Raw genomic sequence first — 11,827 nt, 5'->3', positions numbered from 1 at the left:
GCAAAAATAGTCAAAAATTAGTTTCTAATATCTAAACCCCAGTTAAGCTTACTACGAAGTGTCTTGAAATAATGCTGCCCTTCTAATTGAATTAGGTTAGCGGTAAAGTTTTCGCGCTTCACAAGTATTTTTAACCCAGAAACTCCAGTAGCCACGCGACTATCAAGCGTAATTAAAAAGTTCTTGCTTCTGCCCTCAACCTCAAGAGTTATCTCTGAAGAATCGGGAAGAATGATTGGTCTTGCTGTTAAATTGTGAGGGCTAACAGGCGTTATTATAAAGTTTGATGATTTAGGATGGATAAGGGGTCCACCACAGCTTAAGTTATAACCTGTACTTCCTGTGGGTGTAGAAACGATAAGGCCATCTGCCCAGTAAGAATTAAGATACTCACCATCAATGTGTGTGTGGATTATCAGCATCGTTGCCGTGTCCTTTTTTAAAACAGTTAAATCGTTTAAGGCAAAGTTTAATCCATCGAAAAGATTGTCTTTAAGTTCTAATCTAAGAAGCGACCTTCTGTCTATTGTATAAGCTCCTTCGAATAATTTTTCAAGAGCCAGAGTGGTTTCGTCTTTATTAATAGTTGCCAAAAAACCCAAACGACCTAAATTAATACCCAAAACTGGTACTTCTGCACTGCCAACATGCGAAACTGTTTCCAACAATGTTCCATCGCCACCAAGGCTTAAAACAAATTTCATTTGCTTTAAGGAGTTGCCTTTTTCGTAAATCTTAAATTTTTGCTTTGATCCAACCTTTTTTAACTGACTGGCAAAAGAATATGAGACACAAGCCTCCGCACCATGTTCATGAATCAGGTCTAATACCCTTTCAATAACAGGTAGCGATTTTAGTGAAAACTCCTTTCCATGCAATCCAACTTGCATATATCTGACTTTAAGTAGCTCGTGTTAAATGGCTGAAAAAGTTAAAGATAGAAATCTTTTATGGAGAAAAATGACTGTAGATAAGAGATTAAATGTCGAGATAGCGTAAAAGCATGTCGATTCGCTCTTTGTTGGCTGGTTCTTGCTGTAACTCTTGATACCGACCAATAACCCTATAGCCGAAACGCTCCAGCGTGGCTACCGTTCTGGATAAATCTGTTTGGTTGATTTTGAGAACAAGACGTAATCTAGAATTATCTAATGGATCTTCTTTTACCAAACTACTCAAAATTTTTGCGTTATTTTCTTCAATTAAACGGCTGATGGTTGCCAATGAGTAATCAATATGGTTCATGGAAAGCACTAACACACTTCCAGGCATTTGAACTGCAGCTGTTTGTGCAAAGGATGCCATAGTATCTTGCACCGTTATAACACCGAAATAATTATTCTCTTCGTCCAATACAGCTACCATTTGTACTTTATTTTCAGCTGCTACCTTCAGAATATCGTAGAAGTGAGTTCCTTTCTGAACAAAACTTTTTTCACCCAGAAGGTTAAAGTTTTTTACCTCGCGATCTATATCGTTAGTCTCTAATATTATTTCTTCTGAAATGAAGCCTAGCAGTTTACCTTCTTCAACTACTGGTAGATAATTACAACGGAATTCTTCCATCCACACGATAGCTTTGTGAGCATCATCTGTTCCCTTCAGCGGGGGTATCATGTGGTTTATCAAGTCTTCAGCTATCATTTATTAGGGCATAAGGCAATTACCTTTCTGCCGTTATTTAAGCATAAAATCTTCAACAAGTTCATTAAACTTTTCAGGATGCTCCATCATGGGTGCGTGCGAGCATTTATCAATGAATTGTAATGTTGAATTTGGAATAAGTCTGTTAAACTCGTGGGCGACAATGGGTGGTGTTATTGTATCATTAAGACCCCAAACCAAAAAGGTTGGTGCCTTAATGTTGGGTATATCAGTTGCCATATTATGGCGCTGGGCAGATTTGGCAATGGCTACAATACGCATGCATTTAGGAATGCTGTTGGTGGTTTCAAAAACCTCATCTACCAATTCTTTAGTAGCGACTTTGGGGTCATAAAATGTATACGCAACACGTTCTTTTATGTACTCGTAATTACCACGTTTAGGGTAAGATCCTCCCATAGAATCTTCGAACAGGCCAGAACTTCCCGTGAGTATAAGTTTCTTTACTTTGTCAGGATTTTTGAGAGTATAGGCAAGTGCAACGTGTCCCCCAAGACTATTTCCCATAATGATCATATCATTGAGGTTCTTAAGTGCAACAAACTCTTCAACGAATTTTCTGAGCCCATCAATGCCAGCTTCTCTAATGGGCATTTCATAAATAGGGAGCATGGGAATAATTACTCTAAAGTTTTTTGAGAAACGGTTTGTAACGCCTTCCCAATTACTTAAAGCACCAAAGAGGCCATGCAACAAAAGCAGCACAGGGCCACTGCCTTCATCTACAAATTTGAACTCCCCTTCTTCTTTAACAACTAAGGCCATAACATTAATTTCGGATGATAAGTAAGTAAAAAAATAGAAATATACCTTGCACTAAATGGGCGCTTTCTTACATAATGAAAGAAAGAATCAAAATATATCGCTTAACAAGGGCACATATTCACTTACCCATTCTGCAACTGTAGGGGCAAGCACAGCGAGTTTTGGGTAGAGCCAAGCATCATCTGTCCATTTTTCAGGAAAGCCTATTTTAAGTGATTGAATAATCCACAGACCAACACTTAACATAAATGCTGATTTAAAAATTCCCAAAAAAGCACCTGCCGATTGATCCACTTTACCTAAAAAGCTATCATCAATGGAGGCTCTGATTGATTTACCAATGAGTCTGACAACAATTACCACCAGAATAAAAACTACAATAAAGGCAAGGTATGGTAGTACGGGTTCATCAATATTAAATTGTTGATCGAGTAATACCATGGCATTGCCCATCAATTTGAAACCACCTAAAATACCTAATAAAATGGCCAGCACCGAGAAAAGCTCCATCAGAAACCCTTCCTTATAACCACTGTAGGCTCCCAATAATAGAAAAAGAATAAGGGCAATATCTATATAACTCAAGCCAATAACTTTTTAACAAGTTCTGAAATCATTTTCCCATCAGCCTTACCTGACAACTGTTTGGTGGCTACACCCATTACTTTACCAATTTCAGCTGGCGACTTTGCACCGGTAGCCTCAATTATTTTTTTTAGTTCTGACGTGAGCTCTTCTTCACTTAATTGCTTTGGCAGATAACGGCTGATTACTTCAAGTTGTTTTAGCTCCTTCTCGGCCAGATCAGCTCTGTTTTGCTGTGTAAAAATATCAGCAGATTCCTTGCGTTGCTTGGCTGCTTTCATGAGCAGCTTGTTTTCCACATCGGACGCAACCTCCCCACTACCACCTTTTTCGGTTTCTGCCAACAGAATAAGTGACTTGATACCACGTAAGGCTTCAAGTTCTTCTTTATTTTTGGCCAACATGGCTTGCTTAATATCCTGGTCTATTTGTTGCTTTAAGCTCATACTTTGATTTTACTTGTGTAAAGATAATTTTTGTGAAACGATTTCTTGTTCTATCTGTTTTAAAGAGGTGATTAGATTCAGCGTCAATATTAACAAATTCGCCACACTCAGAAATGCCAGGGGTGGAAACAATCCGGATGTAGTAAAGGCAGCCCTTGATTGTGAGCGCTTTGGTGCGCAAGGTATAACGGTGCACCCCAGACCAGATGAGCGGCATATTCGTTATACAGATGTGATGCAACTTAAGGATGTTGTGACAACTGAATTCAATATCGAGGGCTATCCGGATGAGCGCTATCAGCAAATTATCATTGAAGCCAAGCCAGCACAGGCAACGCTTGTTCCAGATGGGCCAGACGTGCTGACATCAAACGCTGGCTGGGATACTATTCGAAACCAGGCATTTCTTAAAGAAATTATTCAAGAATTAAAGAAAAACGGAGCCCGCGTTTCCATTTTTGTTGATCCTCAACCCCACATGGTGGAGGGAGCTGCCAAAGTTGGAGCCGATCGCATCGAGTTATACACAGAGTCTTACGCTCGTGAATTTTTAGTAAGCCCTGAGGTGGCTGTGAAACCTTATATAGAAAGTGCAAGGGTAGCACACGAATTGGGTTTGGGTGTAAATGCGGGCCACGACCTTGACTTGAATAACCTGAACTTTTTTGCCAAATCAGTGCCTCATTTAGACGAGGTGAGCATTGGCCATGCCGTTGTTTGTGACGCGCTGTATTATGGTCTTGAGAATACCCTTCAGCTTTACTTGCAGAAACTAAAAGTCTAACTCTTTTTGAGTTAACTTTACTTTTCACCGCAAGCATATGAACCTAAAAAAGAAATTTAGCGATAGCGACTTACAGCGCATCAGCGCAGCTGTAAAAGAAGCTGAAAGTAAAGTCTCGGGTGAGATTGTGCCCGTAATGGTAGAAAGAAGTGGCGTTTATGCCATTGCTGGTTATCGCTCTGCCATGGCATTGGCTGCCATTACTTTTCTTTGTATTGTAATCTTTGATCGATACGTTCCTGAACTCGCTATTTACGATCCCCTGATTATTTTCATTACGGTGCTAACGCTGGGTTTTTTTGGTGGCTTGTTATCCCACTTTTGGGATCCTGCCAAACGCCTTATGCTTACACAACTGCATATGGACAAAGCCACCAAGCTGAAAGCTGAGTCTGCTTTTTTAGAGCAAGAGGTATTTAACACAAGGCAGCGAACTGGTATCATGATTTTTATTTCATTTTTTGAACATGAGGTTATTGTGATGGCCGATAAAGGCATAAGTAAGGTTGTCGATCAAAGAGAGTGGGATCAAATGGTAAGACAACTGATTGAAAAAATAAAAAATGGAGATACCATTGGTGGTCTTGAGCATTGTATTAAACAATGTGGTCAGATTTTACTGCAAAATAATTTCACTGTCGCTGCTGACGATGTAAATGAATTGAATGACGACTTACGCATTGGTTAATTTTTTATTGTTCTCCGACTGTTCATGCTCATGAAAAAATCAATATTCTTAATCACATTAATATTACTTTGTGGCTTTGTAGTTAAGGCGCAATTAACCGTACCCGAACTTTGGGGCATGCGTGTACATGACGAAGCCAAGGTGTTATCTGCACAAACTGCGCAGCAATTAGAAAACGTGCTTAAAGTTTTTGAGGACTCAACCACAAACCAAATTGCTGTTTTAATTATACCTTCTCTAGAAGGGGAATCTGTTGAAGATTATGCGCTTAAAGTAGCGGAAGCATGGAAACTTGGCACGGAAAAAAATGATAACGGTGTTCTTTTACTCATCTCTATCAACGATCGTAAAATGCGCATTGAAGTGGGTGAAGGATTAGAGGGCCCATTACCTGATGCCCTTTGTAGCAGGATAATACGTAATGAAATTGCTCCAGCCTTTCGCAGACAAGATTATGATGCTGGAATAATGGCTGGTGTAAACAGTATTATGTTGGCAATTAAAGGTGAGTACAATACAGAGAATAATGCTGGTGGAGAAAACTCACTTGACAGCATGTCAACAAGAGACAGGGTACTTATTGGCCTTTTTGTATTTGGTATACTCTTCGTTTTTACCTTCTTGGCATTGTTTACCCCAGGCTGTGCCGGATGGGGACTTTACGCATTTCTCATTCCTTTCTACGGAACTTTCCCGTTAGTTGTCCTAGGCGTTAATGGAGGACTTGCAGCATTAGCTACCTATGCTTTAGGTCTGCCTATTCTAAAAATGATTTTACCTAAAACTGCTTGGGGAAAAACTATGGCAGAGAAAATGAAGAACAATAACCGTGGCAACGGAGGCGGATGGTCTGGAGGTGGTGGATGGTTCATTGGTGGTGGAAGTGGTGGTGGATGGTCTGGCGGAGGTGGTTTCTCAGGTGGTGGGGGCAGTTTTGGAGGCGGTGGAAGCAGCGGCTCATGGTGATGCAACCCTTTGTTTAAAAGATGCGTCTTAGGGATAAACCAATATCCCATGAATACCACATTAACCCTTAGCTTAGTTTTTATAGTAAGTTTTGCATTTGCACAGCAAGATGATTTTCATCTTGATAAAGAATATGCAGTTTCCAGCAATGGCACTATTGATCTAAATTCTTCTGATGCAGATGTGCTAATAACGGGCACCTCAAGAGGAGCCACAGCCCGTGTTAAAATCGATAGGGTAGTAACGGTAAAAGGTTGGTACAAAAGTGAGGGTAGTTTTAATGTAAGCGTTAATGCAGAAAATGGTAATCTTATTATTCGCGAACAGCAATCTAGCGTGAATATTGGCATTATTGGTTACTATAATGAGGATTATAAAATTTTAATAGAAGCACCTGAAGGAGTAAGCCTGATTATTCGTGGAGATGATGGCGATTATACCATAAAAAATATAAATGGTGCCATCTCTATGAATTTCGATGATGGGAATGCTCAATTAACTAGTTGTGGTGGAGATCGTTTTAGTTTCAGACTTGATGATGGTGATATACGAATGGATAAAGGGAGAGGATCGTTAGAAGTTGTGGCTGATGACGCAGATGTTGAAATTTTAGACGCACATTTTAGCCAAATTAATGCCCGTCTCGATGATGGTGACTTTATTGTTCACACTTCGCTTGAAAATGGTGGTGAGTACGACATAGACACGGAGGATGGTATGGTGTTTTTTGACATTTTAAGTGGTGGTGGTGAATTTAGCATCAGGCATGACGACAGCAGTATTAGAGCAGATGGCGATTTTAAAGTATTAGAAGAGACGGAGAGTTTCAAAAAACTGACCTTGGGCAGTGGTACAGCCAGGGTAAAGGTTAGGGCCGATGATGCCAGTGTAAAGCTCATTGCTAAGTAGCCTCTATTCCTGATTAAAGGAATAATGATCCTGTCAGATGAGATTTGACAGGATCTTTTTTTAATAATTAACACTTCAATTTTGTGTACGGCAGAATGCCTTTTACCTTCGCGGTCTATGCTGAAACACATTGCAATTGCTGGAAATATTGGCTGCGGTAAAACCACTCTGGCCGGAAAGTTAGGTAAACACTACGGCTGGCAGATTTTATACGAATCTGTAGAGGACAATCCATATCTCCGCGATTTTTATGAAGACATGAAGCGATGGGCTTTTCACCTACAGATATATTTTCTGAATAGCCGTTTTAAACAAATCAATGAAATCAGAAGTACAGGCAATGTAACCGTTCAGGACAGAACCATTTATGAGGATGCTTATATCTTCGCGGCTAACCTCCACAAAAGCGGTCATATTAATGAACGTGACTACAAAAGTTACCTCGACATTTTTCATTCGATGGTGAAATTTGTTGAGCCACCGGATTTATTAATTTATTTGAGGGCTGACATCCCAAAGCTGGTTGAGCAAATTCAGAAGAGAGGGCGTGACTATGAGTATGCTATACGTCTTGATTACCTTAAAACCCTTAATGAGCATTACGAGGAATGGATCAAATCCTACTCTGATGGCAAGTTGTTGATAGTAGATGTCAACAACATGAATTTTCTAGATAACACAGAAGATTTCGCATTTATTGTTAATAAAATTGATTTAGAGATCAACAGTCTGTTTGGCTAGTTGATTATGTAAACAAATACGAACAAAGGCTGTTTCTGCAATATGCAAGCAGCCTTTATTTTTCCGCATCAACTTTATCAATCAATCCCATTCGACAAAAGTACTTCTATCTACCTGATGGAGGATGAGCTATACTTTTCACAATACAGGTTTCATGCGCAAAAGCTTGTGCTTCATAGGGCCTCTATGAAATATTATCAGTCAGAGCTTGAAGACCAAGGATACAAGGTGCAGTACATAGACTTTGATACCAAAAAGAGCCTAGAGACAGTCTTTCAAAAAATATCAGATAATAAAATAGAAAAACTTTACTACACAGATACAACGGATTACCTATTAGAAAGAAGAATATTGCGCTTTAGTAAAAAGTATAAGTTTGAATTACTAAAACACAAGAGTGAAAATTTCTTGTTAACTCCTGAGGAATTCCAACAGCAGCTAGGGAAAGGAAAAAAATATTTCATGGCGCCCTTCTACATACAGCAACGCAAAAAATTTAAGATGCTATTGGAAGATGATGGAGAGCCAATAGGAGGACGTTGGTCATTTGATGAGGATAACAGAAAGAAGCTTCCCAAAAATATTCAGCTACCGGTTTACAAATCTTTTCCTAAAAATGAATTTGTGAAAGAGGCCCAAAATTATGTAAGCCAAAAATTCCCAAATGCCTACGGCTCATCCGATGGCTTTAATTATCCAACCACACACGATGAAGCTAAGACTGCCTTGAGTGATTTTCTAGAAAACAGAATGCAGCATTTTGGAGAATACGAAGACGCCATTTCAAAAAAGGAGTCACTCCTTTTTCATTCAATACTAACCCCTGCGCTGAACATTGGCTTGCTTACACCTAAACAGATTGTTGATGAAACGTTGCGTCTTCACGCAAAAAAGAATTTTCCACTAAATAGTCTGGAGGGATTCATTCGGCAGATTATTGGTTGGCGTGAATTTATGCGTGGAGTCTATGAGTTTGAAGGTGTTAGGGAAAGGACAACCAACTTTTTTAATTTCGATAAAAAGATTCCTGAAAGTTTTTGGAAAGGTGAAACTGGTATTGAGCCTATTGATGATACTATTAAAAAAGTTTTAACTAACGCATACTGCCATCATATTGAAAGACTAATGTTATTAGGCAACTTTATGTTACTGTGTGAATTTGATCCTGATGAAGTGTACCGCTGGTTTATGGAATTATTAATTGATGCTTACGACTGGGTAATGGTACCCAACGTATATGGCATGAGTCAATATGCGGATGGCGGATTTATTACCACCAAGCCTTACGTGTCAGGGTCAAATTATGTTTTAAAGATGAGTGATTATAAAAAAGGAGAGTGGTGTGCGGTTTGGGATGCACTCTACTGGAGATTTCTTTTTAAGCATCAGGATATTTTTAAAAATAACCATCGCATGAGCATGATGGTAAATCTTGTTAATAAAATGGAAAAAAGTAAACTAACCGCACATTTGAAAGTTGCGGAAGATTTTTTGAAAAAATTAAATTAAAACTCAATCCATCATTAGAAGCAAATCATCAACATACTCTCGTGTGTTAGACAGGCGTGGCACTTTATTCTGTCCACCTAATTTACCACGCTTCTTCATCCAATTATAAAATGTGCCTTCAGCAGCACTGTGTATAATCGGAGCAATTAGAGCAATATCCCTTACTCGCTTGGCATCGTAATCCGAGTTGATGGTGCGTAAAGTGTCATCCAGAATTTGCGTAAAAATCTTCAGGTCATCTGGCTTCCTTTTAAACTCAATGATCCATTCGTGCCCACCCTTTTTTCCTTCTTGCAAATAAACCGGAGCTGCTGTAAAGTTATCTATTACTGCTCCAGTACTTTCGCAAGCTTTCGCAATGGCTTGTTCAGCATTTTCAACAATCACTTCTTCACCAAAAGCATTAATAAAGTGTTTGGTGCGTCCTGATATTTTAATACGATATGGATTTTTAGAGGTGAATTTTATTGTATCACCAATGTTGTAACGCCACAGTCCGGAATTAGTGCTAATGACCATCGCATAGTTTTTACCCAGTTGCACTTGCTCTAACGAAAGGGCTATTGGATTATCTTTGTCGAGTTCTTCAACAGGAATAAACTCATAGTAAATTCCGTAATCCAGCATTAACAAAAGCTCTTCCGAATTTTTTTGGTCTTGTATGCCAAAAAATCCTTCGCTTGCATTATAGGTTTCCCAATAATTCATGCTATCGGAAGGGATAAGTGATTTAAATAATGAGCGGTAAGGGCCAAAAGCAACTGCTCCGTGAAAGAAAACTTCTAAAGAGGGCCAAACTTCCAGGATATTTTTTTTGCCCTGCAATTCGACTATGCGTTGAATCAATAGTATAGTCCAGGTGGGAACACCAGCTATTTGTGTAACATTTACCTGCGATACCTCTTGCGCCATTCGCTCAATTTTCTCCTCCCAGCTATTCATTAAGGCTGTTTGCAAACTGGGGGTTCGGATAAACTCAGCCCAAACAGGCAAGTTCTGCATAATTACCGCTGACACATCACCATAAAATGAGGCGGCTGTCGGATCAAGCTCGTTTACCTGATGACTGCCCCCAACACCCAAACCCTTGCCGTCAAAAATTTTTGTGTCAGGATAATTGTTGATGTAGATAGACAATAAATCTTTACCACCCTTAAAATGACAGTTCTCAAGAGCTTCTGGCGAAACAGGAATAAATTTACTTCGCGCATTAGTAGTGCCTGATGATTTTGAGAACCACCTGATTTCGCTAGGCCATAAAATATTTTGTTCACCCCGCATCAGGCGTTCTATGTAGGGATAGAATTCCTCGTATGAGTGAACAGGCACCCTGCTTTTGAATTGATCATGATTTGTTATTGATCTAAAATCGTAACGCTGTCCGAATTCCGTGTGCCTTGCTGAAAGCAATATGTTTTGTAAAAGCTCAGACTGCACCTCATGAGGGTTATTCATAAACCGCTCAATCTGACTAAAGCGGTGCTTCATAGCCCAAGTTACAATCGTATTAAACAGACCCATGGTTAAGATTTAGGTAGCCTCAAAAATAAGCTAATCCTTAGAAGTGCAAAACTTGGGTAAAGCTTATAAAATGGGGCCTGACTCCTCTTTCCAGTTGTCCGGTGGTTGGGCAACCCTGGCCCTGCGTAATTCAAAGTTTTGTCCCAAGTAAACTTTACGTACCTGTGGATCGCTTGCGAGCTCTTCTGCTGTTCCTGATTTAAATAGTTTACCGTCAACCATCAGGTAGGCGCGGTCAGTAATGGAAAGTGTTTCGTCTACGTTATGGTCGGTAATGAGAATACCGATATTCTTTGTTTTAAGTTTAGACACAATACCCTGAATTTCCTCCACAGCTATGGGGTCTACCCCGGCAAAGGGCTCATCCAGTAATACAAACTTAGGATCTACCGCAAGGGCACGCGCTATTTCTGTTCTGCGTCTTTCACCTCCTGAAAGCGACATACCCATGTTTTTGCGAACACGAGTAAGGCTAAACTCCTCCAGCATTTCCTCTACTCTATCTTTGCGTTGTTGTTTGGTAAAATCGCGCATTTCAAGCACTGCCATAATATTCTCCTCTACTGTAAGCTTTCTGAATACAGATGCTTCTTGTGCCAGATATCCAATGCCTAACTTGGCACGTTGGTACATGGGTAAAGCAGTTATGTCTTCTGTATCGAGAAAAATATGCCCTTCGTTTGGTTTGATTAGACCCACCGTCATGTAAAAGGTGGTGGTTTTGCCTGCTCCATTTGGGCCCAATAATCCCACTATTTCACCCTGTTGCACGTGCACAGATACGTTATTGACTACCGTACGGTTCTTATATTTTTTTACCAGGTTTTCTGCCCTTAGCACCATAATATCAAATCAGTTGTAACAAAGGTATTGAATCGGCAGGAGAGCAAAAATTAATCCATAGTTATTGACTGGCGCTTAGGTGATTAATTAAAATATTATACAAAATCAAGCTTGATTGTTTCTGCTTTTTAAGCCACGTTTAAGGTATGATTACGTGGCCGGAATATAAAAAGCTAACCTTTAATGACAAGGTAAGACGCCTGTATGAAGACGGTAGTTTTATAATGGCCATCCGCTATTATCAGTACAAAGTGAATCTTTATTTGATGGGCAATTTTTATGTAGAAGTCTTTGTTGAACACAAAGACTCCACCATTGCTAAAATTGCCCTGCTTGATAAGGATTCTACTCGTTTAGCTTTTTATTCTGATCAGATTAAACTCCCCACTGGGCTATTAAGGTAGC

Annotated in this window: 14 protein-coding genes; 7 read left to right on the top strand and 7 right to left on the bottom strand. The window is 39.6% G+C overall.

From position 1 onward, the window contains the following. Window positions 1-17: 17 nt before the first annotated feature. The 5 genes from SanaruYs_RS07040 to SanaruYs_RS07020 all read right to left on the bottom strand — a co-directional run bounded on the left by SanaruYs_RS07040 (window position 18) and on the right by SanaruYs_RS07020 (window position 3,461). Window positions 18-890: an NAD kinase gene (locus SanaruYs_RS07040; RefSeq protein ID WP_127121815.1), complete on the bottom strand. Its 873-nt coding sequence runs from the start codon at window positions 888-890 to the stop codon at window positions 18-20. Between the two features lie 88 nt (window positions 891-978). Then, entirely contained in the window at window positions 979-1,617 is a 639-nt protein-coding gene (locus SanaruYs_RS07035; RefSeq protein WP_246011866.1) for a CBS domain-containing protein, read from the bottom strand. A 60-nt stretch (window positions 1,618-1,677) separates the two neighbouring features. Continuing rightward, window positions 1,678-2,430: an alpha/beta fold hydrolase gene (locus tag SanaruYs_RS07030; RefSeq protein WP_127121813.1), complete on the bottom strand. Its 753-nt coding sequence runs from the start codon at window positions 2,428-2,430 to the stop codon at window positions 1,678-1,680. Window positions 2,431-2,517: 87 nt separating this feature from the next. Beyond that, window positions 2,518-3,015, bottom strand: a complete 498-nt coding sequence (locus SanaruYs_RS07025; RefSeq protein WP_160118602.1) for a CvpA family protein — start codon at window positions 3,013-3,015, stop codon at window positions 2,518-2,520. After that, window positions 3,012-3,461: a GatB/YqeY domain-containing protein gene (locus SanaruYs_RS07020; protein ID WP_127121811.1), complete on the bottom strand. Its 450-nt coding sequence runs from the start codon at window positions 3,459-3,461 to the stop codon at window positions 3,012-3,014. The genes SanaruYs_RS07025 and SanaruYs_RS07020 overlap by 4 nt, the downstream gene beginning before the upstream one ends. Before the next feature lie 67 nt (window positions 3,462-3,528). Between SanaruYs_RS07020 and SanaruYs_RS07015 the strand changes: the two genes are divergently transcribed. The 6 genes from SanaruYs_RS07015 (at window position 3,529) to SanaruYs_RS06990 (ending at window position 9,058) form a co-directional block, all read left to right on the top strand. Next, a complete protein-coding gene (locus SanaruYs_RS07015) occupies window positions 3,529-4,245 on the top strand; it encodes a pyridoxine 5'-phosphate synthase (RefSeq protein ID WP_127121810.1) in 717 nt (238 codons plus the stop codon). A 37-nt stretch (window positions 4,246-4,282) separates the two neighbouring features. Further along, entirely contained in the window at window positions 4,283-4,933 is a 651-nt protein-coding gene (locus SanaruYs_RS07010) for a TPM domain-containing protein (RefSeq protein WP_127121809.1), read from the top strand. 30 nt (window positions 4,934-4,963) lie between these two features. Further along, on the top strand, window positions 4,964-5,899 hold the full coding sequence (locus SanaruYs_RS07005; RefSeq protein ID WP_127121808.1) for a TPM domain-containing protein: 936 nt from the start codon (window positions 4,964-4,966) through the stop codon (window positions 5,897-5,899). A gap of 48 nt (window positions 5,900-5,947) precedes the next feature. Beyond that, complete coding sequence (locus tag SanaruYs_RS07000; RefSeq protein WP_127121807.1) at window positions 5,948-6,808, top strand: DUF4097 family beta strand repeat-containing protein; 861 nt, start codon at window positions 5,948-5,950, stop codon at window positions 6,806-6,808. 117 nt (window positions 6,809-6,925) lie between these two features. Further along, window positions 6,926-7,549, top strand: coding sequence for a deoxynucleoside kinase (locus SanaruYs_RS06995; protein WP_127121806.1), 624 nt, complete (start codon window positions 6,926-6,928; stop codon window positions 7,547-7,549). A gap of 42 nt (window positions 7,550-7,591) precedes the next feature. Beyond that, on the top strand, window positions 7,592-9,058 hold the full coding sequence (locus SanaruYs_RS06990) for a cryptochrome/photolyase family protein (protein ID WP_127121805.1): 1,467 nt from the start codon (window positions 7,592-7,594) through the stop codon (window positions 9,056-9,058). A gap of 3 nt (window positions 9,059-9,061) precedes the next feature. On the opposite strand, the gene SanaruYs_RS06985 is transcribed toward SanaruYs_RS06990, so the two are convergent. Together SanaruYs_RS06985 and lptB are read right to left on the bottom strand one after the other, a co-directional pair. Continuing rightward, window positions 9,062-10,579 (bottom strand): GH3 auxin-responsive promoter family protein, encoded by a 1,518-nt coding sequence (locus SanaruYs_RS06985; protein WP_127121804.1) that lies wholly within the window; start codon window positions 10,577-10,579, stop codon window positions 9,062-9,064. Window positions 10,580-10,642: 63 nt separating this feature from the next. Next, a complete protein-coding gene (gene lptB / locus SanaruYs_RS06980) occupies window positions 10,643-11,422 on the bottom strand; it encodes an LPS export ABC transporter ATP-binding protein (RefSeq protein WP_127121803.1) in 780 nt (259 codons plus the stop codon). Window positions 11,423-11,568: 146 nt separating this feature from the next. On the opposite strand from lptB, the gene SanaruYs_RS06975 reads away from it, so the two are divergent. Continuing rightward, window positions 11,569-11,826 carry a hypothetical protein gene (locus SanaruYs_RS06975; RefSeq protein WP_127121802.1) on the top strand — a complete coding sequence of 86 codons (258 nt, stop codon included), beginning with the start codon at window positions 11,569-11,571 and terminating at the stop codon, window positions 11,824-11,826. Window position 11,827 lies beyond the last annotated feature (1 nt).

Source organism: Chryseotalea sanaruensis, assembly GCF_003990915.1.
Lineage (GTDB): Bacteria > Bacteroidota > Bacteroidia > Cytophagales > Cyclobacteriaceae > Chryseotalea > Chryseotalea sanaruensis.
This window is presented reverse-complemented; position numbering and strand designations above follow the sequence as displayed.